This window comes from Actinacidiphila paucisporea, assembly GCF_900142575.1.
Classification (GTDB): domain Bacteria; phylum Actinomycetota; class Actinomycetes; order Streptomycetales; family Streptomycetaceae; genus Actinacidiphila; species Actinacidiphila paucisporea.
Genome location: NZ_FRBI01000030.1, coordinates 53,299 through 79,821, shown reverse-complemented (window position 1 = coordinate 79,821; position 26,523 = coordinate 53,299). Strand labels below are relative to the sequence as shown.

The following is a 26,523-nucleotide window of genomic DNA, read 5'->3' as shown; positions in this document are numbered from 1 at the left end:
GTTGAGGCCAGGACGAGATCGAGGTGTTTGGCGAAGTCCGTCGGGAGGGGGATCTGCGCCTCAGGGTGGATGGCGCTGCCCGTCGCTACGGCGCTGGCGACGTAGTCCATGACGGTGCAGACGAGTTCCGTTCGGCGCGAGGGGGCCTCGGGATCGACCAGGCGGGTCAGGATACGGAGGATAGTTGCGATGTCGGTTTCGACGGCCAACGTGTGGGCGTTCCTTATGCCGTCGTCGACCAGGACGGCGTCATCGTGTGCGGTGGGGTCGATGCCGGTCTGGTCCAGCCACCAGTCGGCGACCCCGGTCTCGCCGCGGGACAGGTGGTAGAGGTAGAGCAGGTACCCGGCGGGGTTGTCTCCGGCTCCGGCGGCGTACTGCCACCACAGGCGGGCGCAAGCTCAAGGACATCAACGCGGCCCTGAAACAGCAGGTGGCCGCCCATACCTCAGTCCCGGACCTCACGCGCCGGAGGCGCCATCCCTAACCCCGGTACCAACGCCGAGCGGCGGCACACATTTTGGGCGCCGACGGTGCCACCCTCGAAGAGGATGAGGCACCGACGGCACCGGTCAGCCGTGGATGCATTCTTGCTTGCCGGCCGCGGGTGTGAAACAGGCTCGCAGGCCGGTCAGGTCGCCAGGGCCGATCATGGGCGTGAAGAGGGGGTCCTCCGCGTCAAGGGTGTCGGCCACTTTGACTTGTTCCACTGCGCCTCCGGGGGCCGACAGCTTGAAGGCGTCACCGGTGCGGGTGTTCCACGCCAGTGCCCACGCGGCGTGGCACCGTGTGCTGAGAACGATTACCAAGCGTGCCCCGGTGCGGGTCCGGTACGGCGGGCCCCGTCGCTGGGCCTGGCCGGGGGCCGCGCAGCCCATCGTCTCCGGGTCCTGGCCCGTGCACTCCTGGGCGCGGCACTCGGCTGCGGGCGCGGCGGAGGGTGCGGTGCGCCCCGCGGTGTCCTGGATGTGCGGTCCGCGGGATGTTGTTAGCCAGGTGGCAGCCGCCACCGTGACCGCGCATGCCGCCGCAGCGAGCGCCCACCGTCGCCGCCGGGTGTTCCAGCGGTGTGCGGGGCGGTCCGCGGGCGCTGCGCCGCTGGCAGGCTGGTCGGGCGGTGGTGGCGCGCCCGACGTCCTGTGGCGGCCGCTCCACTCCAGCTCGGCCAGTTCCCACAGCGCCACCAGGCGTCCCGGTGGCTGTCCTGCCATGGTGCACAGCGCCTCGACGGCATCGCGGGGCGCGAGCTGCCTGCCGTTGAGGTAGCGAGCCCAAGAGGACTTGCTGTAAGCGGTACGCGCGGCCAGCGCGGTCAGGCTCAGGCCGGTCCGGGACTTAAGGTCTTGCAGCGCCTCGGCCAGCCGTGCGCACGCGGGCGTAGCAGCCAGGGGCGCGGTGTCCGTCATTTCCGCAGCACCTGCCAGGTCTGTGTGCCCACGACGCCGTCGGGCGGCAGGCCGGCCTTTTGCTGCAGGCGCTTGACGGCTCGTGTGGTTTTGGGACCGATGACGCCGTCGACGCCACCCGGGTCGAAACCGTGGTAGCCCAGCAGGCACTGTGCCTCTACGACGTCCCAGTCCGGACCGGACAGCAGTGCGGTGCGGGTGTCGCTGTAGCCCGCGGACAGCCGGCCGCTCTCCCGGCGCACCGTGCAGGGATAGGTCTTCCCCGCCTTGTACGCGAAAGCACCGCGGGACGCCGATGCCGAATTGTGCCGAGCTGCAGTCGCGCTGTTCTTCCCGTCTCCGCCGTCCTTCCACGGCGCCGCGAACAGCACGCCGGCGAGGACCACGCCGACAACGACGGCTGTGCAGACACCGATCAGCACCCCTCGCCGCCGAGCGTTCTGCGTCTCCGGTATGTCCGCGACCGGTGCGGCGGCGGGTTCCTGGTTCCACGCCTCCTCAGCGACTTCGTGGAGCACCAGGAGCCGCGCCGGGTCGACGCCGCTGACCCGCGCCAGTTCCTCCACAGCCTTCCGCGGCGGCAGTGCCCGCCCGCTCAGGTAACGCTCCCAGGACGAACTGCTGTAACCGGTCTTGATCTGGAGCGACGCCAGGCTCAGTCCGCTGCGGTCCTTCAGCCGGCGCATCTGGACGACCAGGTTCCGCACCCGTTCGTCGAGCGAACTCGGTAATGCCTTCCAGCGCGGCATGTTCCACCCCATACCTGTTGCGCCCACAGAGGCGTGCCTTCGCCTCCTGGCCAGTTGTTATACGGCTGTCCCGCGCCGCGGCAGGTGATCCGCCGCCCGCACAGCACGCGTTTCGGCCAGCCCTCCTGCCGCCCGACGTGCCCCGCCACGTCCCACGGCTTCGTCATGCACGGCGGCATCTACGCAGCTCAGAGGGTGAGACGGGCCACAAGTACGTCAACCGGCAGCGGACGCTGTGAGGGTTCGGGAATGTCCGGCAATCTCGGTGGTGCAAGCCGGGCGGCGCGGTCCACCCCGCGCCGCCCCCCACCTTCAAGGGGACGGCCATTGAAGTCCCCGAACCCCGATGGCTGGCGAACTTCGATCTGTCAGCCTTCGCTCGAGAAAGGAAACAGAGATGAGCGCACGTATGCGCCTTGCGGCCGGTCTAGCTTCGGCTGCGATCATGGGGGCGGTGTTCGGCCTGGCGCCGAATGCAGAAGCAGTCCCGGTCAGCCCCGCTCAGAGCAGTGTGTCGGCTCCGAGCACCGTGACACCTCAGATCAACAAGGTCACCTGCGGCAGCCGGACAGACTGGTTCAGGCTCTGGACGCCGTACCACGGCTATCCGGCGTGCTACGCGAACAACGGCACGGTGTACTACGGGAACAGGCCTCCGGACACCACGTGGACGACCTATGGCTACTGCTCAGGGAACAACCGCGGTTCGATCACGTACGCGGTGCCGGGGTACGCCGGCTGGGTGACCGAGAAGTTCGGCTCTGGTGAGTGCGACGACTTCACGCAGACCTGGGGTGAAGCTGTCGAAGTACAGGGATTCACAATCACCGGCCGCTGAACCTGCGCCGATGCTTGCAGCGACGCCGATCGCCCGGTCCGGACTCCCGGTAACGACGGTCGGCGTACAACCCGTTCGGGCAGGGCCGCGATCCCGGGTGGTGATTCGGCACCCCCGTATTTCCTGACCCCAGTGAGCGTGCAGAGCCCGCGCCCGGGCGCCGGCCAGCGTCGCCGGCCGGTTTGTCGGGACTCCCGTGAGTTCTTCCTGCTCGGTTCGTGGTCTTCTGATCTGCGGTGCTGGTGAGCGGGGGTTCACGAATCGCGTGGAGAGTCCGAGGTTCCGTCAAGATTTCTGACGTTCTGCCGCTATTCATGACGCATGGTCGTTCGTGGTGAGTTGAGGTGTCGTGACGCTAGCGGTCGTCCGGTCGATCGGGACACCGCGGCGACTGGCGACGGCACAGGAGTACGAGGACTTCGAGCAGGAGCTTGGTCGACCAGTTCCTGCTCGCCGGGGTCGGCGCCGGGATGGCGGACAGTTCGATCGCCGACGACCGGCGGGCGACCTTCGAGTACGTGCGGTTCCTCGGCCGGCCAGTACGGACGAGCGGCCCAGAGGACGCCGACCGGTTTCTCGCGGATCAGCGCAAGGTCAAGCGGTTCGCGCACAGCACGGTCCAGAGCGAGGCGCGGATGCTCGCGCAGTTCTTCGATTGGCCATCGGTGACATTCTGTCGTGGGTACAGCACAGATAGTGACTCTCCGTATAGGGTCGAAGCGACGCCAACACCGCATCCATGGAGGATTCGTGACAAGCTTCCGTACTCGACTCGCCCTGCTCGGTTCGGCCGCGGCTCTCGCCGCAGGCGCTGCTGTTCCCGCGCAGTTCGCCGGGGCGCACTCCGCCGCTGCGGCCGATCAGCAGCAGTGGGTCGCCCTGGGTGACTCCTACACCGCCGGGGTCATCGTGGCCGCGGGCAACACCTTCGAAGTCCCGCGCGACGGCTGCGAGCGTACCGACCGGTCCTACCCCCAGGTCATCGACCGCGATCTCGGCGGCCTGTTCGAACTGACCGACGTCAGCTGCGGCGCCGCCACCATCGAGAACGTCACCGACACACCCCAGAACCCGATCGGCCGTCACCTGCCTCCCATCTCCGAGGACCCGGACTACCCCTTCCCCGCAGTGCCCCCGCAGTCCGAGGCGGTGGGCGCGGACACCGACGTCATCACCGTCGGCGTGGGTGGAAACTCCCTCGGCTTCGCCGACTTCCTCACCAAGTGCGCGCAACTGGGCGGTGAGAACGACGGCAAGGGCACCCCGTGCAAGGACGCCCTGGCCGCAGACGTCCCGGACCGGCTGAAGACGGTGCGCCATGAATACGACCGGATGCTCGCCGTGCTCCACAAGCGCGCCCCGCACGCGAAGATCCTCGCCGTCGGCTACCCGACGGTCATCCCCCGGGACGCGGCCAAGTGCGGCTTCGGCGACCTGACGAAGTTCGGCACGATCACCCAGGGCGACCTGGCCTGGCTGCGCACCGACGTCCTGGAACCCCTCAACAAGGCCATCGACGACTCCACCGGCACACAGGACGCCGCCAGCTTCGTCGACCTCTACACCTCCTCCCGGGACCACAGCGTCTGCGACGACACCAAGTGGGTTGAAGGCTTCGTCACCCTCCCCGACCAGCTGTCCTTCGTGCACCCCAACGCCCTCGGCCACCGCAACGCCGCCGACCACATCGAAGACGCGATGCTGAACACCCTCAGCTGAGCCAGCCGTACCGGCACTCCCGCCGACGATTCTCAGCGAACTGGCCCCCGGCACCGGCCGCAGGCCAGTTCGCTGTGCGACCACGGTCTTTCCTGCGGTCCACGGGATGACCGCAGACCATGTACTTGCCCGGTCGGCGAGGTCCCCCGATTGAAGCCCTCAGGCCCCTCGCTTGGGCAGACCCAGACGAACCCAAGCCCCTCCCCTTACCGTCCTGGACCATCACCCGCGAGTTCGGCTACCAACCCCCTTCAGAAAACGCGAACCCACGGCTCTTCGCCTTCGCGCCCAGCTGCTCGAGGGCGGTCCGGCCGTGCCGAACATCTTCTTCGGGTTCGCGGTGGTCCCGCAGCACCTGGTCCTGCCGCTCCACCGCCGCCCGCACCGCGGGCCGGCCTGCTCCACCTCAATGGCGCGGTGCGCGGCGACCGCCTGGTGGTGACCGACGGGGGTGGCCAGCGGATCAGGCCACAGGTGGAAGCACCTTGTAGCGGAAGTCCACGATCCCATCCCAGCCGGCGGTCCCGTAGCGGTGGTGCTGGCCGTCGCTGCTCACCATCAAAAGCAGCGGCGCGTTGTTGTGGATGTGCTTCTCCTCAACGTGCCAGACGATCTCTACGTGCTCACCTTCGCCAGCGTCGTGCCTGGCTCCGTCTGGCGTCTGCATTTTCCACGTCAGGGGCCTGTTTTGGGGATCGACCGCACGGCAGGTGAACCGTACGACATCGCCGGGGCGCAGGGTCACGCCGGTCTGCACACTGAACATCTGATCTTGCACCGCGACGGCTGTCTCGGTGCTGTGGCCGAAGCTGTCGCGCACGATTTCGACGCGGGGAAAGTATTCACCGGCGGCGTCCTGGCTGCAATGTGGATGGTCACTCGGTTCCTGATCTCTCCGGCGATGGCGCTCATCAGTTCCTGCTCGAACGGCAGGAGTTCCCGGCTATGCGCGACGGCGTTGCGCAGGGCCTCGATGCGGTCCAGGAGGACCGTGATCTCCTTCTTGACCCCTAGGGCTCTGTTGAGGGAGTCCCAGTGCCGGTCCACGAGTCGGGTCAGTTGGGTGAACTCGGCATAGGTGATCAAGCTCGCTGACACGGCGGCCGCACCTCGCTTGGTGCGGCGCTTAGTCTCCACTTCCTGCTTTTCACGGAGCCGGGCCAGGTCCTCGGGGGTGAAGACCTCCTGGAGCCAGTTGTCGCCGAACTTGTCGCGTAGCGAGACGGTAAGCAGTTCCCGCAGCGCCCGTTCGCAGCTAGCGAGGGCTTCGGAAGGATCCATGAGAGGCACTAGACGATTCTTGCCGTCCGGGTGGTGAACAGCTAGCGGATTCCACGGCGGGGAGTTCAGCGAGTAGTCTCACGCCGTACGCCGCACATCAGGGGTGGGGACGGCGCGGCCGGCCCGTTCGTCAGCCAGTCGCCGCAGGGCCCGCGCCTGGGCGTCGTCGACCGGCGCCGCCTGTCGGACCTTAGCGCGCAGTTCCTCGAGGGCGGTCCGGCCGTCGCCGAACATCTTCTTCGGGTTCGCGGTGGTCCCGCAGCACCTGGTCCTGCCGCTCCACCGCAGCGCGCACCGACGCGGCGAGCCCGTCGTCCTGCTCTTCCTTCTTGGCGCGGTACGCGGCGAGCGCCTGGTGGTAGCCGGCCGACACTTCCTCGCGGGTGCGCACGGGCCAGGCCGGCTCCGGCGCGGCAGCCTGGGACACGTCGGCGGCCGGAGCGGAGGTCTGGGTGCCGGGCGACAGGACGCGGATGCTGCGGACCGTTTCGCGTCCGGCTGCCTGGTTGGCCATGGCGACCAGGCGGGCGGTGCTCATGCGCAGTTGGGTGGCGTAGCCGGGTGAGTCGGGCAGCAGGTCCAGGCGGCCCTGTTCTGCGTCGAACCCGACAGCTTGGACGTGCGGGGCGAGGTCGGGTGCGATGTCCGGCCACTGCTGGAGCACGCTTCCGCCAACGGCCGGGACTTCCCAGGCCCGCTCGGTGACGAGCTGCTGGAAGACCGCCGCCAGGCCGCGGGGCTCGCGTCCGTCGCCGCGTACGCTCCGGCCGATACGTACCCGGCGGGGCTTGCCCGGGCCGGGCTGCTCGCCGCGCTTGCGGGCGTTGGACTTGGCGGCCTGCAAGGCGACCCGGGCCAGGTCCACGCCGGACGGCGTCGTCGGCGCTCCTTCATATGCCGCAGCCGCCCGACCGTGCGACCGCGGGTTCCCCACGACGAATCCAACGAACCGTCACGCACCTGGTACCGGTATCCAACCCCCGGCCCTCCAGAGTCGCAGACGAACCCGCTGAATAGAACATGCGTACGCCTCATGGAGTGCGGCCACAACATGCCAAACCTCCGCGAAAAACAACATCATATCGGCGTCGTCCACGCACTCCGTCGTGCTGTCTGGCGGACCGGCAACCACGAGCAGGCGCTCACCCTGCTCACCCACTGCGGCCGCGTCCACGTCACCGAAACCGCCAACGACGCGCTCACCCAGAGGCTCGCCCCCAGGAGCACCGCCCGCGCCCGCTGGGACGACCGGCTGGCGTGGTTTCCGCTTCGATATGTGGGGGCTCAGCTGAGGTTGTAGGCGTAGAAGTAGCCGGTCAGGTCGATGACGAGGTCGACCGGGGTGTTGCTGTGGTTGTAAAGGCGGATGGGTGCAGATCTTGTAGGGGTGTCTCGTTTGGGTGATTCGATGCCGTTTTGGGTGGAGTGAGGTCGGCTGGCTTCTACTGTCGTCGGCGATGAGCCCGCCGCTGGGGCGGGTGTCGGCTGGGGGTGAAGTGATGCCGTCGTTGTTCGAGGCGTTGGAGGCCCGGGAAGCCGACGCGCGTGGTCGCGCCGAGGGTCTGCGTGAGCGGATCGCGGAGCTGTCCCGGGAACTGGCGCAGGTGGAGGAGGAGTTGAGTCGGCTAAGGATCACGCGGGAGACGGTGGACCAGGTGCTGGCCGACGGTCCGGCGCCGGCGGGCGTGGGCCGGGTCGGGGACGTGGAGTCGGTGGTGGTCCCGCTGTCGGAGCTGGCTCCGGTGATGTTGAGGGCTGAGGAGGCCGGGGATACGGTGGTGACCTCCCAGGCCTACCGCCTGATCCTGGTGGCGATCGCCGAGGCGGCGGGCCCGCTGCGGTGCAAGGACGTGTGCGAGGCGGTCGGGCTGGGCAGCGAGCCCAGGCAGGTCGAGGGCATGCGCTCGAAGCTGAAGCGATTGGCGGAGCGGCAGATCCTGGTGGAGACCGAGCCCGAGCCAGGACGGTTCACCCTCGCGTCCCGGGCGGCTGCCCGGTGAGCGCAGGGCTGGCACCGGTCGCGGTCGAGTCGGCGTTCGCCGCCGCGCGGGGTCTGTTCGACCAGATCACCGAGGAGTTGGCGTCCCCGGACGCGGCGGTGTTGACGCACTCGCGGTTGGAGGACCTGCTGGGGTCGCGGATGCGGGAGGTGACCCGGCAGCTCTATCAGGACCATCTGCGGCTGCGGGCGCTGACCGAGCAGCGGCTGCCGGAGGTGGTGGACGCAGCCGGGGCCCCGCGCACGCGGATCGAGCGGGGCCGCTCACGCACGCTGGCGACGGTGTTCGGGAAGGTGACGGTGACCCGGCTCGCCTACCGCGGCGACACGGTGGCCAATCTGCACCCGGCCGACGCGGTGCTGAACCTGCCCGCGGGCATCCACAGCCACGGGCTGGCCCGCCTCGCGGCCGTCGAGGCGTCACGGGGTTCGTTCGCCGAGGCGTGCGAGCAGATCAACGCCGTCACCCGGTCTGGGGTCGGGCACCGGCAGGTCCAGGAACTGGCCGTCGGGGCCGCGGCGGACATCGGCTCCTTCTACCAGGCCCTGGTGCCGGCCCCGTGCACCGACGTCACGGCCCTGGTCGTGACGGTCGACGGCAAGGGCGTGGTGATAAGGCCGGAGGCCCTGCGCGAGGCGACCGCGAAGGCCGCGGCCGCGAAGGGCGGCAACACGATGCGCACCCGCCTGGCGTCCGGGGAGAAACTGGGCCGCAATCGCATGGCCACCCTCGCGGCCGTCTACGATGCCGAACCCGCCGTCCGCGGCGTCGACGACGTCATCGCCGACCCCGACACAGACCTGGGCCCCGGACCCGAACCGGAACGACGGCCCGGACCGAAGGCCCGCTCCAAGTGGCTGACCGGCTCAGTGAACGACACCGCCGCCGAGGTCGTGACCGCTGCCTTCGACCAGGCCGAGCACCGCGACCCCGGACACCGCCGGTCCTGGGTCGTGCTCGTGGACGGAGCCCGGCACCAACTCGACCTCATCACCGCCGAAGCCGAACGTCGCGATGTGACCGTCCATATCGTCATCGACGTCATCCACGTGCTCGAATACCTGTGGGACGCGGCCTGGTGCCTGCACGCTTCCGGTGATCCGACCGCCGAAGCGTGGGTCGCCCGCCACGCCCGCAACCTCCTTGAGGGCGGCGCCGAGCAGGTCGCCGACCAACTCCACACCGCCGCCCGGACCGCCCGGCTGAAGAAGAACCGCCGCAAGGGCATCGACGACGCCATCGGCTACCTGCGCGGCAAAGCGCGCTACCTGCGCTACGACACAGCCCTCTCCCGAGGCTGGCCCATCGCGACCGGCATCATTGAGGGCGCCTGCCGCCACCTGGTCAAAGACCGCCTCGACATCACCGGAGCCCGGTGGGGCCTCGCCGGCGCCGAGGCCGTGCTCAAGCTCCGCGCACTGCGCAGCAACGGCGACTTCGACGCCTACTGGACCTGGCACCAGCAACAGGAGCTCACCCGCAACCACCAGGCCCGCTACCGCGATCGACTCAGACTCGCCGCCTGATCAACAACACCCGATCTGCTCTGTGCCCTACGCAGAGGGCGTGCTCAGCATCGTGCGGGTCTCCTGGACCAGCGACCGAGCCCGGGCCACCGTCGCGCCCAGTGCCTCAGGGGTCTCTCCCGGGCACCCCAGCAGGCTGCGCACGCGCGTACCGAAGCCGGGAGGTGCTACCGGGAGTTTCTCGGCAACAGCCAGGGCGCCCTTCTCGTTCAGGCACCAGCGCCTGTCCGCGGCGTACAACGCCTGCACCAGCACGCCGACCGCTCGCGACAGACACAGCGAGACGTAGAGGATGTCGGCCCGGGCAGCGCCTTTCGCCGCGGCTTCGACCAGGAATTCCGCTTCCCAGGCTCCCGCCGTCAGTGCTTCCCGCAACTGTTCCGGATACGTCGCGGTCCGCCGCCGAAGGTTGGTCAGCTCTCCACCGGGATCGGTCAGTACCTGCCCCAGTGCCACCTCGCCCGCATAGCAGGGCGACCAGAATCCGAGCGGATGACCCGCCTGCACCCCTACCTCGTACCGGCCCTCGCAGCAGTCAGCCCAGACCTGCTCGACCCGGTCCAGGTCCCGAAGGATCCAGTCCACTGCAACCCCGTCGACCCGCAGCCACGCGCCGCCGTTCACCCAGGGCCCCCAGCCGCCCGGAGCGGCCACGTCCACGTCCGGCCCGGCCAGCGCGCGCAACGCGGCCAGATCAAGCTCGCCACGGTAGTAGACGCCGAGATCCCAGTCCGATTCGGGCCGGTGCTCTCCGCGTGCCCGGCTGCCGCCGAGCAACACCCCGACTACGCCCGGCACCTGCGCCAAGTCGCGAGCCATGTCCTCGGTGATCATCCGCATGGCGCGAGTCTGGCACTCGTCGACGCGTCCGACCAGCCCGTTCCGCAGCGGGCGATCACCGCCCAGCGCCTACCGCATCCAACAGCCCCGAGTCGTCTCAATGAGGCACCCCAGCAAGATCTGCACCCATCGAGGAATGCTTCCAGGCCGCGAAGAACGAATGCGGCCTCGACCAGTACGAGGTCCGCCGCTACGTCGGCTGGGACCGCCACATCACCCTGGCCATGCTTGCGCACGCCTTCCTGGCCGCGATGGCCGCCCACGCCGCCGAAAGGGGGGCCGGAGAAACGGTTCGAGCAGCCTCGTCCCCCTCACCGTGGCAGAAATCCGACGGCTCCTGGACCTTGCCCATCCCCCCACAGCCCGGCACCAGTCACCCAGACACCGGCTCCGCTGGTCCTGCTGGCGCCGCCGCCACCAGGCCATCGCCCGACATCACCACTACCAGCGCCGAACGCGCCCTGATCGAGTGAGTCACGAACCACCGCCGCCCTGACGTCGCATCAGTCAACTAGACTCAGAAAGAACCTCCTGACCAGGGCATATGGAGAAGTGCAACTGGAGTACTAGGAGGAAGTGTCGTCCCCAGCCGGAAGGTGAACAGCCACGTCATAGTTGGCAATCTGTCCCGCCAGCGCCCTCGCGCTCACGCCATGAACGTTGTCCCGGTCAAGTCAGCACCGGCTTCCAGAAGGAGCCGAACCGTCCCGCCTTCGCCCTGCGAACAGAACACCGCCCTCCACAACGGCGTATTGCCATGACGGTCCACGACATCGACCGCAACACCTGCGGCCAGCAGGACTTCGACGGCCGCCGGCACCTGCGCCTGAGCAGCGAAATGCAGCGGAGTCCAGCCCTGAGCATCGGCAGCCCCCGGGTCGGCGCCATCAGCCAACAGCGTCCTCAGGCCGTCCACGTCACCGTCGCCAGCCGCGTAGTGCACCGCGGCCCGCCCCAACCGATCCCGATCCGTCATGCCGACCATCCTCACCCGGCTTGACGAAAGAGATAGGGGCACCCCCCCCGAGACCTGGCACGAGATCGTCACCAGCTTCCCGCCCGTCCCGGGCCCGGTCCGCCCTGTCCTGGACGACCGGCTGCGTCAGGAGGCATCCGCCGTCGTCTGGTCCTACGGCACCCGCGGTGAGCCGCTCTATGCGCCACGGAACATCGAAGCCAGCCTCCGCGACTCGCCAAGTCTGGCGACAGCGGCGGGCGAACACCTGGTTCCACCTCTCACGCCCGGGCACCCTGAACCATTACGCAGCCCTGCGTGAACTCCTCCGCCACCACGGTGACGTCCTCATCAAGACGATCGACCTGTGACTGGCCGTGATGACTGTCATCGGCCGGCCGGGATTGTTGTCACTCTCCGCACTCAGTCGCGACGGTTGTCACCAGATCCACATCGCTCGCGCGTCGGTCTGGCCTCTCTCGTCAACGCCGATTAGATGGGCCGCCTCGGGACCCATGCGCGAAGCCTGGTCCAGCGGGATGGCGAAGCGGTGTTCTCCGAAGTCCACCGCGAGGAGCCGGTCCGGAAGCAGCTCGTAGTCGTCGACGGTCTTGCCGATGAAGGAGCGCATGAGCTCCAGAGATCCCTGCGCAGGGAAGTGCCATCCGCGGCAGCCATACAGGCCAAAGGGTTTGCTCAGCGCCCGCAAGACCGGTCCGTCGAAGTGCAGCTCGACGTAATCGCGCACGAAGCAGAGGGCGCTCACCTCCCGTCCCAGAAGCAGCCGGAGGGCGTCACTCGAATCGTCGACGATGGTCACGAGCTCATGCTGCCAGACGCTCCTGCTTCAGCAGGCTCGACCTCCGCCGCCCCTCACCGAGGGGGCGGTGACAGGTGGCGCGACCAGATGACACCCATCTCGACCAACAAACGACCCCAGCCTTCACACGCTGCGGTTCCAACAATCTTGGCAAGGTCGGCGTTGAACCCCACGGCCTGGACGTGCGGGGCCAGGTCGGGTGCGATGTCCGGCCACTGCTGCAGGACGCTTCCGCCGGCGGCCGGGACTTCCCAGGCCCGCTCGGTGACGAGTTGCTGGAAGACCGCCGCCACAGGCCGCGGGGCTCGCGTCCGTCGCCGCGTACGCTCCGGCCGGTACGTACCCGGCGGGGCTTGCCCGGGCCGGGCTGCTCGCCGCGCTTGCGGGCGTTGGCCTTGGCGGCCTGCAAGGCGGCCCGGGCCAGATCCACACCGGAAGCCGGGGCCGGCTCGCTGCTCACCGGCGGCCGCGGTGTGCTGCTGGGGTCGGTGCTGGTCACTGCTGTCCCCTGTCGATACCGAACGTGCTCAGCGACGTCATGCCGGTCAGCTGCCGGGCGCGGTGGACCAGGCCGGGGCCGTAGATGCGCTCCGCGGCCGCCGGCCCCCAGCACTCCACGGCCAAGCTGATCAGCGTTGTCTCGCCGTTCATCAGCTCCGCGGCCGCGGTACGGCGCATGTCCGCCAGCTCGGTCGCGGTCAGGTCCTGCAGGCCCGACAGCTCCGTCAGCCCCTCGGTGTCGGCAGCCGGCGGCTTGGGCGCGAAGGCCTCGCCGAGCAGCTGGTCGACCTCACGCCGCACGGCGGCGCTGCGCGGCGCCGGCCAGTCGCTCTCGCTGCGTTCTTGCTGCTCGCGGACCTGCTGAATGCGGTCCTTGCGGGCGGCGTCGACGGCGGCGTTGCGATGGTCGACCTGCACCGCGCGCTGCTGGCGGGTGGTCCAGCCGGGCATGGTGACCATGCCGCGCAGCCGGGCGCTGAGGAAGCCTGACGCACGCCGTACGCCGCCGGGCGGTTCCTGGCGCAGGTCCAGGGCCGCCACGACCTCATCGGCCGTCCAGCACGCGTCGGAGACCTCGCAGACCACCCACGCGATCCGCGCCTTGTCGGCAGGACGCAGCCACGGCACCCGGCGCATCAGCTCCCCGGCCAGGGAGAACCGCTGCCCGACCTGGTTGAGCTTCCGCGGCCCACGCTTGGCCTTCTTCGGGTGAGACGACGTCCGCTGCCCGCTTGCGAGCTTGTCCTCAGAGGGATCAGGGGTACTACCGGCAGTGGAGACGGTTGAGGAACCACCCTGCATTGGGGTGCAACGGCCCGGCCCGGAAACCGGCTCCTTGCTGCCGCTCCCGGCCTCCGATGCGTTCTCCGCCAGCGCCGCCACCGAGGCCTTCGTCGACCTCTTTGCAGCCGGCTTCTTCGGGGGCTTGCGGACCTTACGGGTCGCCTTCTTCGCCAGGGCCGCCATCAGCTCCCGGCTCGTCTCGCAGATGCCGGCCACCGCCCGCGTGTAGTCCGGGGCCGCCTCATGCCGCTGCACCGTGCGGATCCCCAGTGCCGCGTCGAACGCCGGCGGGATCATCAGCACGTACTCGCTTGCCAGCCGCTTCCCGCCCTCCTCCCGCGTGCCCAGAGCGACCCAGACCAGCAGGCCGGTCTCCGCAGCATCTGCAAGTGGTACTTGACCATCCGCTCCTTCAGGCCGTTGCGCCGCACCAGGAGCTCGATCCCGGGGCGGCACTGGATGAACGCGGCCAGCTCCTGCGCGATGAGCTCCGACGTCGACAGCCAGTGCGAGGCCTCCGGCACGAACAGCTCCGGGATCTCCGGCAGCGCGTCGACCGCGCCGTCGACCGGCAGGCCGGGACGACGCGGCGACGGAACCCACACAGCGGCCGTCGCCGCCGCGGCACTCATCGGCCCACCCGAGCCGGAGTCGAGACAGAGGTCATCCGGCGACCGTGGAACAGATTACCTGTGGATAGAGGACAGAGAATGTGGACCGCGACGCGGCCGCCCAGGTGTGACCGTTCGCGCTAGTTGGCGGATGTTCACGCTTGTTGGCGAAGCCGCCAAGACGATCACTTGAATTGCGTCTTCGCTGGTGGAGAGCCTGGTTCGGGTCCCGGATCCGCCAACTCCCGTGAACAGGTCCCGCCAACTGCGATGAGCAGAAGCACCGTGACCTGCGAGGAATCCGGGGTCAATCCGCCAACTATCGCGAGCGGTCACACCTGGGCGGCCAGCGGGCGGCTTTCGAGGCCCTGGGCGCGGCAGCCACCGACCGTCTGCCTCTCGGGTGATTCACTGCCTCCGACTCAGCAAATCGGGGCAAATGCGCACGTCAATTGCCACGAAGCGTGATAAACCATGGCCAGGGTCATCGACATACACGAGAGGAAGATCCAATGCGTATTCGTAGCGCTATGGCCGCCGCCGCGATGGCTGCCGTCGCTGTCCTGGGCACGGCAACCATCGCCACCGCTGACACCGGCGTGAGGCAGTCGGCACAGTGCCAGAGCCACGACCTGAACGCGGACGTCCTCGGCGAGGTCGGGCTGCTCAACGGCGTTGGCGGCAACCTCCTCGGCGGCGAGGGGAACCCGGGCGCACAGGCAACGAAGCTCGGCTCTTCGGCAGGCTGCAACAGCTTCGCTTTCTGACAACACACCGTTCGTCATCCGTCGCCAGGCCAAGCCGTGATCCGTGATCCGTGATCCGTGATCCGTGATCCGTGATCGAGGGTCACCGTACGGCCCCGCGCCCGGGCCCCGTCCGCATCAGACGGACGGGGCCCGCAGGGCGGTTACGCCACACCACCGAAGGGCGCCCCTGCCCCCGGCAAGCTCCGGTCAGAGGGGGGCGCCGTAATCCTCCGGGCCGTCAGAAGTCCAGCTCGATGTAGTCGATGTCGGTGAACTCGACCTCGAGGTCGGCAGCGCGGCGGCCGCGGTCCTTGAAGTAGATCTCCTGCAGTCCTTCGGCGGCGATGTTCTGCAGCTGCTACTCGGGGACGCCGGCGGCCTGCGCGTCGAACAGCCGGGCCGCGTAGGTGGGGGGCAGGTGCTGGGTGATGCGCCGCATCCGGCCGTCGTCGGTGGAGCCGGGTGCGGCGGTGAACCCGAATCGCGCGCGGGTCTCGATGACGATGCCGGTGGCTGTGGCGCCCTGCTTCTTCGCGCGTTGCTGGACGCGGGGCTGCCAGTCGCTGCGGACCTCGCGTGACGGCCTCCTGGCAGGTCCTACAGCCACGGTACGGGCTGCGGCCGCGGGCAGGTCGGGCATTTGCGGTGATCCCTTTCCGGTGGGATGCGGCGTCAGCCGACGCCGTAGTCATTATTCGGTGAGCTGCTGCACGATGTCCTCGCCAGCAGAGCGCAGCCGTTGGGCGAGCGTCGCGCGTGAGGAGTCAACGGGTGGCTTGGAGGAAGTCTCGGACGGCGGGGACGCCGCGATGACGGGCCAGTTTGCCGCGTAGGTCGGTGAGGGTGCTGGTGCTGCGGGGCGATGTGATGCCGCCCATGCGGTCGACGGCCTCGTGGGCGATGACCACTGCGGCGTCGAGGTGTCCGAGGTCGAGGTGGGCTTCGGCGAGGCGGGCGAGGTAGATGGCGTGAGCGCGGGGGAAGCGTCGCCGTCGTAGGCCTCAGCGTGGGCGGTGGTGGCGTTCTGGAAGTGGCTCAGTGCGGTGGCGGGGTAGTGCAGGTTCAGCGATGAGCTGCCGAGGAGCTGGTGGATCTCGCCGCGGTTGACCCAGTAGACGCATCCGGGGTCTTCGGTGACCGGCCCGGTGCGGTCGTACGCGGTCAGGGCGGCGTCGGCGGCGCGGTCGGCGGCCCGGGTGTCCCCGGCGCGGGCGTGAGCACGGCAGGCGCGGGCGTAGAGCATCGCTGTCAGCCGTTCGGAGCCGATGCGGGGCGCGATGGTCAGGGCGGTGTCCAGGAGGGTGATCGCGCCGCGGGCGTTGCCGTGGGAGTAGTGCAGGATCGCCCAGAAGGCGGCGGTGTTCACGCCGGTGACCAGGTCTCCGGCTTCGGAGGCGTTGCGGAGGGCGGCGGCGTAGTGGCGTTCGGCGGCGGCCAGGTTGCCGCTGTCGTACGCGGTCCAGCCGGCAGCGCGTGAGGCCTCCGCCGCCGCGCTGAAGTGCGTCTACATGGCCGTCATGAGCCTGGACCCCACCGGCCAGGGACGCAAACGCTGGACCATGCGCTGGAAGCCCGCACTCCAGGCGTTCGGACGTCGCCTTCGACGGCCGACTCTCCATCGGCCGCCGCTAACCCACGCAACCCCAGTTACACCAGTCGCTAGACAGACCCACATGTGGCCAGGTCAGAAAATCGAACGGGGACGGGCTCAGAGGTCTTCGTGGGGACGGATCATGGTGCTCAGGAGGAATGGCGGGGCGGCCTCTGCGGCGGGCTGGATGCCGAAGTCGAACTCCTGGTGTGCCAGGATCTGCTGCTGTGACTGGCGATCCTCTGGCCAACCTGGACGATGTGCCCTGGGCCGAACTGCAACACTCCTACGGCAAGGCCGACGACGTCCCTGGACACCTCCGGGCGATGCAGGCTGGGGACTGGGAGTGCCAGTACCCGCCGAGTGCGCAGCTCGCGAACCACATCGTGCACCAGGGCACGCGATCGCAGGCTGCTGTGTACACCGTTCCGTTTCTTGTGCGGATGGCGCTCGACCCGAGATTGGTCAACAGGCACCGGTTCGTCCGCCTGCTGGTCGCCATCGCGATCGGGCTGGACAACAACTATCTGCCGAACGGTTACGACCCTCGTGAGGACCGCAACAACCTGGCAAGCCTGCGAGGTGAAGCCGAAGACTGGGCCCAGTGGATCGCCGAAGCCATGGACGACGATCAGCGCAAGCAGCGCGAGGGGAGCTGGGAGCAGGTGCTCATAGATGCCGAGGCGGTCGTGCTTTCCTACGACGCCGTTCGGGAGGCTCTTCCCGCCCTCGCCGTCCTGCTGACCTCGGACAGCCCTGAGCTGCGTGCCGAGACGGCGAACCTGTTCGCGTGGTTTCCCGAGTCCGCGGCGACCTCAATTCCGCTGTTGAAGGCGTTCGTCGCCGATGAAGTCTCGCCGGGCGCCGCGGCGACGGGCTTGGTCGCCCTCGGGCTGCTCGGCGATCCGGCGGCCGCCCCCTTCATCCAGAGCTACCTGGACAGCCCTGTTGTCGAGTTGCGCTGGGCCTCCGCCTTCGCGCTGACGCGGCTTGGGAACGTAGGTCCGGCCGTCGCCGACGTGTTGATCCAGGTCGTTGCCCAGCTGCCGGAGAGGGCTGAGACCATGTCGTTCCTGAGCGGCTCCTACGGCGGCCTCGCGGTGATGGCTCTGGCCGAGACGTCTGAGGCCACGACGCTGCGGGCGGTGGAGGCCATGCTCGTCGGTCTGGCTGACTGTAGGGGCGTCGAGAGGTATCACGACAGGTATTACATGTCGCACAGGCTGTTCACGTTGGTCTTTCCGGGCGAACCCGCCGAAGCGCCGCAGTCCTTCGGAGACCTGAGCGACGTGCAGCAGCGGGTCGTGCGGTTCATTGCCGACCAGGACGCCGATGGCTGGCCCACCGGCGGAATGGACGCTCTGCGCCGGTGGAAGGTGCCGACCGGGCGCTCCGACCTGCGCGTATACGTCGGGAGTATCTAGGCCGACGACAGGCCGACATCCGATGTCGGGTGAATTCCGTTGCAGCCATCACGCTCATGACCAGGCGTATTACCCGCCGAACGTCTCGCAGAAGCGGACAGCCGGCCTCCCACGAAGCGCAACGGGACTGATCAATCCGGTGTCGGCCCTCACCGCCGCCGCCGGAGGACCCCGAAATCCGCCGAGCCGCACAAGATTCTCCCACCGCCGCCACGAGCCCGTCAGCCCAACCGGCGAAGCAAGCACATCCACATCGAACGGGGTGTTACTCACCGCGTAGCCATACGAGAGGAGGACCTGTACGCCGTGCGCAGAAAAGTCCGGCCGGCTCGGATTCCTGGGAAAGAATCCCGGATCTGAAGCCGTCGATGTACCGGAGGTTCGAGTGGCGCGATCGGTGACGCACGCAGTGAGGTCTTCCCCCTACTGGCCAGTGGTCGCTCACCCGGTGCTGCGGCGTCTGCTGCCGGGGTACATGGTCTCGTCCCTGGGCGACGGCATGGCCGTGGTCGCCGTCAGCTGGCTGGCAGTCGAGCTGGCGCCCGCTGGCGACCGCGGCCTGTGGGTGGCGCTTGCGGCAGCTGCCTACACCCTGCCCGGAGCGGCCGGTGCGGTACTGCTCAACCGCCTCCTGCGCGGACTCCGTCCAGCCCGGCTCGCCAGCTGGGACGCGCTGCTGCGTGCATGCGCACTCGGCGCGATCCCGCTCGCCCACACCACCGGAGTGCTCTCCATCCGGCTGTACGTCGCACTCCTCGCCGCCTCCTCGGTGCTGCACTCCTGGGGCCAGGCCGGCACCTACACCTTGATCGCACGTCAGTTACCCGAAGACCCTCGACTCGCGGGCAACGCCGTACTCTCCACGATCGGCTCGACGGCCACCGTGACCGGGCCACTCCTGGCAGCCCCCCTGATCGTCTGGGGCGGAGCGGTGTCCGTGCTTGCGGTCGATGCCGTGACCTTCACCGTCCTGGCCGCCACCCTCCGCCTGGGCGTGCCGCCCGACGCCGACAAAAGCCCCCTCGACGGAGCGACCCAAGCTCCGCCGACCAGCGGTTTCGGTGTGATCCGCCACGACCGCCGACTGTTGAGCCTACTGCTGCTCAGCGCCGGGTTCTTCCTCCTGTTCGGCCCCGTCTACGTCGCGCTGCCCCTGCACGTGGCGCATGACCTCCACGCACCGGTCGGCGTGCTGGCGACCTTCTACAGCCTCTTCGGCGCCGGCGCCGTCGCCGGGGCACTACTCACCGGATACCTGCGACGCCTGCCGCTGGGCCCGACCGCCGCCGGAATCGTCGTGGTCTCCGGCGCGGCCCTGCTGCCGCTGGGACTGGGCGCACCCACACTCGCCGCCCTGGTCGGCTTCGCCCTTGTCGGCCTGCTCTGGCCGCCGTACTCCTCAATGTCCACCACCCTGTTCCAGCACTCGACCACGCCCGCCCTGCTTCCCCAGGTCCTCGCCATAGTTTCCGCCGTGCGCATCCTGGCCGTTCCGCTCGGCACGCTCCTGGGCGGTCCAGCCGTGGCCGCCTTCGGTCCCACCCGCACCCTCCTCGTCAGCGCCGTCGGCATTCTCGCCCTCGGCCTCGCTGCGGCCGCCGCCCTCCCCCCGAGAGGGCAGCCGACGGACCGCGACCGCCAGCCAACTGACCCTGCCCCGAAGCCACCCACCACCAGCCACGCATAAAACCCGGACTCTCCGAAAACGATTCGGTCACGATGCAATGAGGGTCAAATGCTGACAAGAGGAACATTTTGACCAGGTCTGTCAGGTGATCATCAAGCCGGTTCGCTGATGGACGCCGATTCGCAGCGTGTGTGGACGGTGACATGGCGTCGCGACACGGGAGGGTCGTAATTACGGAGATAAGCCTCAAATCAACCTCCCGATCGTGAGAAGGGTCATGGTTCCGATGCTCGCGGTTTGCCGGCCCGCCGGTCGTGGAAATGCGGTCGATCACGGCCGCTGAGCGGGTGGATGTGCGTCGGACGGGTCAGGTGGGACTCAGCCGCCCGCGGCCGTTAGGTTCGATCCGGATCCATTGAGGCGGTTTTGCGTGACGGCGCACGGTCCCCGTGCGGAGCGCGGAGCCCGCCGTCGCCCGGCCGCCGGGTTCTGTTCTGTCCCCGGCTCCGGTAGGTATACGTGTCAAAGCTCGTCATCGAGCAGGTGTTCAAGGTCTTCGGGCGGAAGCCGAAGGAGGGTGTACGCAGGCTGCAAGGCGGCGCACAGCGCCAGGAGCTACGCGAGGGAGGAACCACCGCAGCGGTGATCGACGCCTCCTTCACCGTGGAACCCGGCGAGATCTTCGTGGTCATGGGCCTGTCCGGATCGGGCAAGTCCACGCTGCTGCGGATGCTGAACGGCCTCCTGGAGCCCACCTCGGGCAGGGTGTTGTTCGACGGCCGGGACCTCACGGCCCTGTCCTCGAAGGCCCTGCGCGACATGCGCTCCCGCCAAATCAGCATGGTCTTCCAGCACTTCGCCCTCTTCCCGCACCGCAACGTCCTGGAGAACGCGGCCTACGGCCTCGAAGTACAGGGCCGGCCGCGCGAGGAGCGCGAGCAGCGGGCGACCGAAGCCCTCGCGCTGGTCGGCCTGGCCGGCTGGGAGAGGTCCTGGCCCGACGAGCTGTCGGGAGGCATGCAGCAGCGAGTCGGGCTGGCCCGCGCGCTGGCCACCGAGGCCGACGTGCTGCTGATGGACGAGTCCTTCTCCGCACTCGACCCGCTGATCCGCCGCGACATGCAGGACCAGCTGCTGGAACTCCAGCAGCGGCTGCACAAGACCATCGTCTTCATCACCCACGACCTGAACGAGGCCATGCACCTCGGTGACCGCATCGCGGTCATGCGGGACGGCCGGATCGCCCAGGTCGGCACCGCCGCCGACATCCTGGTCGCCCCCGCCGACGACTACGTCGCCAGCTTCGTCCAGGACGTCGACCGCTCCCGCGTGCTCACCGCGGGCTCGATCATGGCGGAGCCCGTCACCGTCACGCCCGCGTGCGGCCCCGACGTCGCGATGCGCGCTCTCGACACGGACGACGACGCGCACGCCGCCTTCGTCGTCGGGCCAGGCGGCGAACCGGTCGGCACCGTCACGGAGGAGCAGGTCAGCGAGGCCCTGCACGGCCACCACGACGGGGGCCACACCATGGCCGACCTGATGGCGACCGACCTGGTCACCACGGGCGCCGACACCACGCTCGCCGGACTGCTCACCCCCGCCTCGCGGACCACACTGCCGCTCGCCGTGGTCGACGAGACCGGCCGGCTCACCGGCGTCATCTCCACCGGCGCCCTGCTCGCGGCGCTCGGCGATCCGTCAGGGCCGGCCGCCGCGCCCGACTGCGGCGATAGCGGTGCCACGGCGAAGGAGGTCGCCAGTGCCTAGGATCCACCTCGGGAACTGGGCGGAAGACGCCGTGAACTGGCTGACCGACCACCTCTCCTGGCTCTTCGACTTCATCAGCAGCGTCGTCAACGGCATGTACGACGGCGTGGAATGGGTCCTCGGCGGCCCCTCCCCGCTGCTGATGGCCGGCATCCTGGCACTCCTGGCGTTCTGGATGCGCGGCCTGCCGGCCGGCGTGGTGGCATTCGTCGGCTTCGCGCTCATCGACTCGCTCGCGCAGTGGGACCAGGCGATGCAGTCGCTGTCGCTGGTGGTCGTGTCCGGCGCCGCGGCCATCGTGCTGGCCGTGCCGCTCGGCATCTGGGCGGCCCGCCGCGACACGGCCGCCCTGGTCATCCGGCCGGTGCTGGACGTCATGCAGACGCTCCCCGCGTTCGTCTACCTGATCCCCGCGATCATCTTCTTCAGCCTGGGGACCGTCCCCGCCGTGATCGCCACGATCGTCTTCGCCGCTCCGGTCGGCGTACGCATGACGGAACTCGGCATCCGCCAGGTCGACCCCGAACTGGTCGAGGCCGCCGACGCCTTCGGCACCCCGCCGCTGGGAACGCTGCTGCGGGTCCAGCTGCCGCTGGCCCTGCCGACCATCATGGCGGGCGTCAACCAGGTCATCATGCTGGCGCTGTCGATGGTCGTCATCGGCGGCATGGTCGGCGCTGCCGGGCTCGGCGCGACCGTGTTCGGCGCGATCAGCCAGGTCGACATCGGCCTCGGCTTCGAAGGCGGCGTCTCCGTGGTCGTCCTGGCCATCTATCTTGACCGGATCACCGGCGCCCTGGGCGACCACGTCTCACCGCTGGGCCGCCGGGCGCTGGCCCGGCGCGGCTCCGCCGCCGGCGGCATGCGCGTGCTGCGCTACCGGCCGCGCCCGGCCGTCGGCGTCTGCGGGGTCACGGTCCTGGCCCTGGTCGCCTGCTGCATGGGTGTGTTCGCCGGGAACGGGAACGGGTCCGCGCCGCACGTGTCCGCGGCGGCGAACGTCGGCAAGGGGCAGTCCGTGCGGATCGGCTCCTTCAACTGGGACGAGTCGATCGCGTCCTCCTACCTGTGGCAGGAGGTGCTGGAGCAGCGCGGCTACAAGCCGGCCGTCAGCACCTACGATCCCGGCGCCGCGTTCACCGGTCTCGCGACCGGCTCGCTCGACTACCTGACGGACGCCTGGCTTCCCACCACGCACGCGTCCTACCTCAAGCAGTACGGCAAGGACTACACCGACCTCGGCGCGTGGTACGACCGCACCTCCCTGGAGGTCGCCGTACCGTCCTACGTGAAGGGCGTGCGGACCATGGCCGATCTGAAGGGGCGCAGCGCCGAGTTCGGCGGGAAGATCATCGGTATCGAGCCCGGCGCCGGTGAGATGAAGCTCCTGCGCTCCACGGTCCTGCCCGGTTACGGCCTCGACAAGGACTACCAGGTGGTGAGCAGCTCCACCGCGAGCATGCTGGCGGAACTCAAGCGCGACTATGCGCAGAAGAAGCCCGTCGCCGTCGTGCTGTGGTCCCCGCACTGGGCGTACAGCACCTACGACCTGACCAAGCTGGCCGACCCCCAGGGCCTGTGGGGGCCGGGCGACTCCGTCCACGACCTCGCGAACAAGGCGAGCGGCGCGAAGCTCTCCCAGGTCAGCGCGTGGATGCGGACGTTCCACATGACGGAGGCACAACTCGGCTCGCTCGAGGCCACGATCCAGGGAGCGGGCCAGGGCAACGCCGCGCAGGGCGTGCGGAAGTGGATCGGGCAGAATCCCGGCATCGTGGACAAGATGGCTCCGATCAACGGCGGTTGATCGGCGGACCCTCCCCGCGGCCTGCCTGCCGCGCCCGTGCCCCACACGGGCGGCAGCAGGCCGCGGGAGGGTGTCCAGGGCCTGCAGGTATATGGTCCCGCATGTGGTGAATCCCGATGTGACGTTCTTCGCCGGCCGCGACGGTGTGCGCCTGGCCTACCGGGAGGTGGGTGCGGGAAGGCCACTGGTCCTGCTGCACGGCATCAGCAATGCTCGGAACCTGTGGATCGGTGCCGGAAGGAACGCGGAGGGTGAAGCTTCCCCGTTGACCTGGACACCTGGAGACTGGGACGCGAGGTCCCAGAGGAAGTAGTGCCAGGTGAGCAACAAGCAGGGCAAGCGGTACTTGGAGGAGTTCAAGCATGATGCCGTCGCGCTGGCCCGATCCTCCGGCAAAACGGTCACCGAGGTGGCCCGAGACCTGGGAGTGAGCCCCGAGGGGCTGCGGAGCTGGGTCAAGCAGGACAAGATCGACCGCGGCGAGGGCGGCCCGGGTGAACTGACCAGCGCCGAGCACGAGGAATTGCGTCGCCTTCGCCGGCAGAACCTCGAACAGCAGAAGACCATCGAGGTCCTGAAAAAAGCCACGGTGGACTCAACCCGTCAGCGCAACATCCCAGGCATGGAGGATGGCGCGTATGGCGAGGTTGGGTCGTCCGGGGATGTCGGACACACAGAAGCGAGAGTTATGGGACCGCTGGAAGGCCGGCGAGTCGATCAGCGGGATCTCGCGGGCATTGGGCAGGCCGCCCGGATCGATCTTCACGATCGTCAAGTCCAACGGCGGATATGTTCCACCGGTCCGGCAACGGAGGGCGGGGCAACTGACTCTGCACGAGCGGGAGTCGATCTCGCGCGGTCTCGCTCGTGGCGACTCGATCCGTGAGATAGCCCGCACCCTGGGACGGGCCGCCTCGACCGTCAGCCGAGAGATCGCCCGCAACAAGGGACCCGCCCGCTACCGGGCCGTGGATGCCGAGGACCGCGCCTGGGACAGCGCGCGGCGCCGGCAGCCGTGCTTGCTCGCCTCCAATCGGCCGCTTCGGGACTTCGTGGCTGACAAGCTTGCCGAAGACTGGCCACCGGAGCAGATCTCCGGCCATCTGGCCAGGGTCTTCGTTGCCGGATCGGGGATGCGGGTGAGCCACGAGACGATCTACAAGTCCTTGTTCATCCAGGCCCGCGGGGTGCTCGCGAAGGAGCTCCAGAAGCATCTGAGGTCCCGCCGGCCGACACGCCGCAATATCCACAACACCGTTACTGGACAGTGGCGTTCACAGATCAAGGAAGCAGTCTCGATCAGCGAGCGGCCAGCCGAGGCAGACGACCGCGCGATTCCCGGCCATTGGGAAGGCTACCTTCTCCTCGGCCGCGGGCTGACCCAGATTGCCACAGTCGTTGAACGCTCCACCCGCTTCACCGTCCTCGTCCAGCTCGACAGGCGGGAGATGGCCACCGTCACCGCGCGGCTGTCCGCCAGGATGCTCGACCTGCCCGCCTGCCTCAGGAAGTCGCTGACATGGGACCGGGGCATGGAGCTGGCCGGGCACAAGGACGTCGCCGCCGCGACCGGCCCGAGCGTGTACTTCGCCGACCCGCAAAGCCCCTGGCAGCGCGGCACGAACGAGAACACCAACCGCCTGCTGCGTCAGTACATGCCCAAGGGCACCAGCATGGAACACCTGACCCAGGAGGACCTCGACGGGATCGCCTTGAAGCTGAACACACGGCCCCGGAAGACCCTCGACTTCGACACGCCCGCCGATAGGCTGGAACCCCTGTTGCGCTGACGGGTTGACCCCACCACGGCCTTCTTCGCGCGGGAGAGCGACCGGTGAGCGAGGTCTACCGGTTCATCGCGGCGGAGAAGGCCACCTACCCGGTCACCCTGCTCTGATCGGCCGCGACTTCACCGCGGACCGGCCCGGCACCCGCCTGGTCGGCGACATCACCTACCTGCCCACCGAGCAGGGCTGGCTCTACCTGGCCTGCTGGCTGGACCTGGCCACCCGGGAGGTCGTCGGCTGGTCGATGGCCGACCACCACCGCGCCGACCTGGTCGTCGTCGACGCCCTGCACATGGCCCACGCACGCGGCCGCCCGGAGCCCGGCTGCATCGCACACAGCGACCGCGGCAGCGACTACCCCTCAGCCCAATTCCGAACGGCGGCAGCCGAGTTGGACATGAGGGTGAGCACCGGACGCACCGGCTCGTGTGACGACAACGCCGCAGCCGAGAGCTTCTGGGCGGTTCTCAAAGCCGAGACCGGCACCCGGACCTGGCCCGACCGGGCCACCGCCCGCGCCGCGGTCTTCTCCTACATCGAGACCTTCTACAACCGCCGCCGGCTACGCAAACACCCCAACTGGGGCTACCTGACCCCGCAAGAGACCCGACAACGACACGCCCTCGCCGCATAAGAACGAATGTCCGAGATCACGGGGAAAAAGTTCATACCAGACATCTTCGGCGGTCGTCATGCTGTCGTAACCTGAACGGTCGACCACTCGTCAGGACCTTGCAACCGCCCCGGCGGAGACAACAGACCATGACATATGTCATGGTCCGCACCAAGCAAAAGTAACGCAAGAGACTATGAAAAATACATCCTCACGTCGTGACAAAAATTCTATGGAAATCATTAAAAATTCAGGTCATGATTTCATTATTCGCCCAGGTCTCTGAGCTGGCGATACCCATAGCGGGCTGAACCGTTGCATACCAGCTTTCGGGACAAAACGGCAAGATTTGGTCAACCCGCGTAGTTGTCACCGAGGCGCAGGAGCAACGATACCGAGATTTACGCGGCGGCCACACATCTGCTGGGGGAGGAGGAGGTGGGCGTGATCCGGGCCGAGGATGGGACCGCCCGAGCTTGCGCCTGCGATGTCTTCGTCACCGCACGCGAGAAGCGGGTCACCACGCGCTCACGAAACCTGCCCCGCGGCAGTTGCAAAGCCGAAATCCGCCGGCACAAGTCGCGCCAGCGGTGCGCCGAAACGCGATGCCCGCGCCCCCGCGTTCACCGAGCGGGCTTCCCGGATACGGGCACGTACCTCGTCCGCAAGCTCATACGCCGCAACCAAGTAAGCCTGGCACGGACAACCCCAGATCCACATGCGCGAGTTGGCGCGAGCGAGAACCCAGGGCCAGGGGGTCCGCGGGGCACGGAAGGCCGAAGAGTTCCTGCGCGACCTGCCTTGCCCTGTTGGCATGTACGCCTGCGGTGGCATGGCACCCGACCTGCATTCTCTCCGGCACTGCCAACGCCCCTTCCGAGGGCAACGACCGCCCCGTCATGCGCGATGCTCGCCTTGCCTTCGACTTCCGCAACCGCGAGGACCGTCGATTTCGGTCACGCGGGGCGACCATCAGACGAAGCCGCAGAGAGCCGGCACCCGGTTGGCTTCGGGAAGCCGACATCGCCTCATTCGTCCCTCGTCCTGGCCGAAAAGCTTCGATACTATTTGCAACGCCAGCTGTGTTGAAATTCTCAGCGCCCGCAAACGGTTGTCGAAAATCGGT

At 68.5% G+C, this 26,523-nt stretch carries 22 protein-coding genes and 5 pseudogenes; 14 read left to right on the top strand and 13 right to left on the bottom strand.

All coding sequences use genetic code 11. From position 1 onward, the window contains the following. From BUE44_RS30830 to BUE44_RS30820, 3 genes and pseudogenes are all read right to left on the bottom strand, one after another. A pseudogene (locus tag BUE44_RS30830) lies at window positions 1-209 on the bottom strand (hypothetical protein); the annotation flags it as partial. 363 nt (window positions 210-572) lie between these two features. Next, the gene (locus BUE44_RS30825) at window positions 573-1,406 is read right to left on the bottom strand and encodes a helix-turn-helix domain-containing protein (RefSeq protein ID WP_073502300.1); all 834 of its coding nucleotides are present in this window, start codon (window positions 1,404-1,406) and stop codon (window positions 573-575) included. After that, window positions 1,403-2,155, bottom strand: coding sequence for a peptidoglycan-binding protein (locus tag BUE44_RS30820; RefSeq protein WP_073502316.1), 753 nt, complete (start codon window positions 2,153-2,155; stop codon window positions 1,403-1,405). The genes BUE44_RS30825 and BUE44_RS30820 overlap by 4 nt, the downstream gene beginning before the upstream one ends. Window positions 2,156-2,552: 397 nt before the next feature. On the opposite strand from BUE44_RS30820, the gene BUE44_RS30815 reads away from it, so the two are divergent. Together BUE44_RS30815 and BUE44_RS30805 are read left to right on the top strand one after the other, a co-directional pair. Next, window positions 2,553-2,993 (top strand): hypothetical protein, encoded by a 441-nt coding sequence (locus tag BUE44_RS30815; RefSeq protein WP_143172622.1) that lies wholly within the window; start codon window positions 2,553-2,555, stop codon window positions 2,991-2,993. Between the two features lie 750 nt (window positions 2,994-3,743). Further along, window positions 3,744-4,712, top strand: coding sequence for an SGNH/GDSL hydrolase family protein (locus BUE44_RS30805; RefSeq protein ID WP_107415893.1), 969 nt, complete (start codon window positions 3,744-3,746; stop codon window positions 4,710-4,712). 463 nt (window positions 4,713-5,175) lie between these two features. Here BUE44_RS30805 and BUE44_RS30800 read toward each other — a convergent pair whose 3' ends face one another. The 3 genes from BUE44_RS30800 to BUE44_RS30790 all read right to left on the bottom strand — a co-directional run bounded on the left by BUE44_RS30800 (window position 5,176) and on the right by BUE44_RS30790 (window position 6,858). After that, a complete protein-coding gene (locus BUE44_RS30800; RefSeq protein WP_143172621.1) occupies window positions 5,176-5,478 on the bottom strand; it encodes a hypothetical protein in 303 nt (100 codons plus the stop codon). Next, window positions 5,454-5,993 carry a Swt1 family HEPN domain-containing protein gene (locus BUE44_RS30795; protein WP_143172620.1) on the bottom strand — a complete coding sequence of 180 codons (540 nt, stop codon included), beginning with the start codon at window positions 5,991-5,993 and terminating at the stop codon, window positions 5,454-5,456. The genes BUE44_RS30800 and BUE44_RS30795 overlap by 25 nt, the downstream gene beginning before the upstream one ends. A gap of 190 nt (window positions 5,994-6,183) precedes the next feature. Beyond that, complete coding sequence (locus BUE44_RS30790) at window positions 6,184-6,858, bottom strand: DciA family protein (RefSeq protein ID WP_073502296.1); 675 nt, start codon at window positions 6,856-6,858, stop codon at window positions 6,184-6,186. A 634-nt stretch (window positions 6,859-7,492) separates the two neighbouring features. Between BUE44_RS30790 and BUE44_RS39415 the strand changes: the two genes are divergently transcribed. Together BUE44_RS39415 and BUE44_RS30775 are read left to right on the top strand one after the other, a co-directional pair. Next, window positions 7,493-7,993: a hypothetical protein gene (locus BUE44_RS39415; protein ID WP_073502314.1), complete on the top strand. Its 501-nt coding sequence runs from the start codon at window positions 7,493-7,495 to the stop codon at window positions 7,991-7,993. A gap of 8 nt (window positions 7,994-8,001) precedes the next feature. Continuing rightward, window positions 8,002-9,519 (top strand): ISKra4 family transposase, encoded by a 1,518-nt coding sequence (locus BUE44_RS30775; protein WP_079190230.1) that lies wholly within the window; start codon window positions 8,002-8,004, stop codon window positions 9,517-9,519. Between the two features lie 27 nt (window positions 9,520-9,546). Here the strand turns inward: BUE44_RS30775 and BUE44_RS30770 are convergent, their stop codons facing one another. Continuing rightward, window positions 9,547-10,359 carry a DUF4037 domain-containing protein gene (locus BUE44_RS30770; protein ID WP_073502294.1) on the bottom strand — a complete coding sequence of 271 codons (813 nt, stop codon included), beginning with the start codon at window positions 10,357-10,359 and terminating at the stop codon, window positions 9,547-9,549. A gap of 128 nt (window positions 10,360-10,487) precedes the next feature. On the opposite strand from BUE44_RS30770, the pseudogene BUE44_RS36825 reads away from it, so the two are divergent. Beyond that, a pseudogene (locus BUE44_RS36825) lies at window positions 10,488-10,605 on the top strand (IS701 family transposase); the annotation flags it as partial. 400 nt (window positions 10,606-11,005) lie between these two features. On the opposite strand, the gene BUE44_RS30760 reads toward BUE44_RS36825, so the two are convergent. The 4 genes from BUE44_RS30760 to BUE44_RS38950 all read right to left on the bottom strand — a co-directional run bounded on the left by BUE44_RS30760 (window position 11,006) and on the right by BUE44_RS38950 (window position 14,050). Next, window positions 11,006-11,335, bottom strand: coding sequence for an ankyrin repeat domain-containing protein (locus BUE44_RS30760; RefSeq protein WP_159450316.1), 330 nt, complete (start codon window positions 11,333-11,335; stop codon window positions 11,006-11,008). A 418-nt stretch (window positions 11,336-11,753) separates the two neighbouring features. Beyond that, window positions 11,754-12,134: a hypothetical protein gene (locus tag BUE44_RS30755; RefSeq protein ID WP_079190225.1), complete on the bottom strand. Its 381-nt coding sequence runs from the start codon at window positions 12,132-12,134 to the stop codon at window positions 11,754-11,756. Window positions 12,135-12,629: 495 nt separating this feature from the next. Continuing rightward, entirely contained in the window at window positions 12,630-13,715 is a 1,086-nt protein-coding gene (locus tag BUE44_RS30745; RefSeq protein WP_235002633.1) for a transcriptional regulator, read from the bottom strand. Further along, window positions 13,715-14,050: a hypothetical protein gene (locus tag BUE44_RS38950; RefSeq protein ID WP_235002632.1), complete on the bottom strand. Its 336-nt coding sequence runs from the start codon at window positions 14,048-14,050 to the stop codon at window positions 13,715-13,717. The genes BUE44_RS30745 and BUE44_RS38950 overlap by 1 nt, the downstream gene beginning before the upstream one ends. A 509-nt stretch (window positions 14,051-14,559) precedes the next feature. Here BUE44_RS38950 and BUE44_RS30740 point away from each other — a divergent pair. Beyond that, window positions 14,560-14,796 (top strand): hypothetical protein, encoded by a 237-nt coding sequence (locus BUE44_RS30740; protein WP_235002631.1) that lies wholly within the window; start codon window positions 14,560-14,562, stop codon window positions 14,794-14,796. Between the two features lie 220 nt (window positions 14,797-15,016). On the opposite strand, the pseudogene tpg reads toward BUE44_RS30740, so the two are convergent. Together tpg and BUE44_RS30730 are read right to left on the bottom strand one after the other, a co-directional pair. After that, a pseudogene (gene tpg / locus BUE44_RS30735) lies at window positions 15,017-15,370 on the bottom strand (telomere-protecting terminal protein Tpg); the annotation flags it as partial. 99 nt (window positions 15,371-15,469) lie between these two features. Next, complete coding sequence (locus tag BUE44_RS30730; protein ID WP_073502291.1) at window positions 15,470-16,144, bottom strand: hypothetical protein; 675 nt, start codon at window positions 16,142-16,144, stop codon at window positions 15,470-15,472. Window positions 16,145-16,265: 121 nt separating this feature from the next. Between BUE44_RS30730 and BUE44_RS39900 the strand changes: the two are divergent. The 8 genes and pseudogenes from BUE44_RS39900 to BUE44_RS30690 form a co-directional block, all read left to right on the top strand. Beyond that, a pseudogene (locus BUE44_RS39900) lies at window positions 16,266-16,410 on the top strand (IS256 family transposase); the annotation flags it as partial. A 186-nt stretch (window positions 16,411-16,596) separates the two neighbouring features. Further along, window positions 16,597-17,793 (top strand): HEAT repeat domain-containing protein, encoded by a 1,197-nt coding sequence (locus BUE44_RS30720; RefSeq protein WP_073502290.1) that lies wholly within the window; start codon window positions 16,597-16,599, stop codon window positions 17,791-17,793. 385 nt (window positions 17,794-18,178) lie between these two features. Further along, window positions 18,179-19,480 (top strand): MFS transporter, encoded by a 1,302-nt coding sequence (locus tag BUE44_RS30715; RefSeq protein ID WP_079190224.1) that lies wholly within the window; start codon window positions 18,179-18,181, stop codon window positions 19,478-19,480. Window positions 19,481-19,939: 459 nt separating this feature from the next. Next, window positions 19,940-21,190, top strand: coding sequence for a quaternary amine ABC transporter ATP-binding protein (locus BUE44_RS30710; protein WP_079190223.1), 1,251 nt, complete (start codon window positions 19,940-19,942; stop codon window positions 21,188-21,190). After that, window positions 21,183-22,997 carry an ABC transporter permease/substrate binding protein gene (locus BUE44_RS30705; RefSeq protein WP_073502289.1) on the top strand — a complete coding sequence of 605 codons (1,815 nt, stop codon included), beginning with the start codon at window positions 21,183-21,185 and terminating at the stop codon, window positions 22,995-22,997. The genes BUE44_RS30710 and BUE44_RS30705 overlap by 8 nt, the downstream gene beginning before the upstream one ends. Window positions 22,998-23,316: 319 nt before the next feature. Further along, window positions 23,317-23,532: pseudogene (locus tag BUE44_RS39895) on the top strand (transposase); the annotation flags it as partial. A 103-nt stretch (window positions 23,533-23,635) separates the two neighbouring features. Next, window positions 23,636-24,787, top strand: a complete 1,152-nt coding sequence (locus tag BUE44_RS30695; protein ID WP_073502287.1) for an IS30 family transposase — start codon at window positions 23,636-23,638, stop codon at window positions 24,785-24,787. A gap of 4 nt (window positions 24,788-24,791) precedes the next feature. After that, the gene (locus BUE44_RS30690) at window positions 24,792-25,418 is read left to right on the top strand and encodes an IS3 family transposase (protein WP_159450315.1); all 627 of its coding nucleotides are present in this window, start codon (window positions 24,792-24,794) and stop codon (window positions 25,416-25,418) included. Window positions 25,419-26,523 lie beyond the last annotated feature (1,105 nt).

What these genes read in the sequence shown, in the direction of transcription:
- BUE44_RS30825 (WP_073502300.1), bottom strand. Translation starts at nt 1,406, where the DNA reads ATGACGGACACCGCGCCCCTGGCTGCTACGCCCGCGTGCGCACGGCTG.
- BUE44_RS30820 (WP_073502316.1), bottom strand. Translation starts at nt 2,155, where the DNA reads ATGCCGCGCTGGAAGGCATTACCGAGTTCGCTCGACGAACGGGTGCGG.
- BUE44_RS30815 (WP_143172622.1), top strand. Translation starts at nt 2,553, where the DNA reads ATGAGCGCACGTATGCGCCTTGCGGCCGGTCTAGCTTCGGCTGCGATC.
- BUE44_RS30800 (WP_143172621.1), bottom strand. Translation starts at nt 5,478, where the DNA reads ATGTTCAGTGTGCAGACCGGCGTGACCCTGCGCCCCGGCGATGTCGTA.
- BUE44_RS30795 (WP_143172620.1), bottom strand. Translation starts at nt 5,993, where the DNA reads ATGGATCCTTCCGAAGCCCTCGCTAGCTGCGAACGGGCGCTGCGGGAA.
- BUE44_RS39415 (WP_073502314.1), top strand. Translation starts at nt 7,493, where the DNA reads ATGCCGTCGTTGTTCGAGGCGTTGGAGGCCCGGGAAGCCGACGCGCGT.
- BUE44_RS30770 (WP_073502294.1), bottom strand. Translation starts at nt 10,359, where the DNA reads ATGCGGATGATCACCGAGGACATGGCTCGCGACTTGGCGCAGGTGCCG.
- BUE44_RS30760 (WP_159450316.1), bottom strand. Translation starts at nt 11,335, where the DNA reads ATGACGGATCGGGATCGGTTGGGGCGGGCCGCGGTGCACTACGCGGCT.
- BUE44_RS30745 (WP_235002633.1), bottom strand. Translation starts at nt 13,715, where the DNA reads ATGATCCCGCCGGCGTTCGACGCGGCACTGGGGATCCGCACGGTGCAG.
- BUE44_RS38950 (WP_235002632.1), bottom strand. Translation starts at nt 14,050, where the DNA reads ATGAGTGCCGCGGCGGCGACGGCCGCTGTGTGGGTTCCGTCGCCGCGT.
- BUE44_RS30740 (WP_235002631.1), top strand. Translation starts at nt 14,560, where the DNA reads ATGGCCGCCGCCGCGATGGCTGCCGTCGCTGTCCTGGGCACGGCAACC.
- BUE44_RS30695 (WP_073502287.1), top strand. Translation starts at nt 23,636, where the DNA reads ATGGCGAGGTTGGGTCGTCCGGGGATGTCGGACACACAGAAGCGAGAG.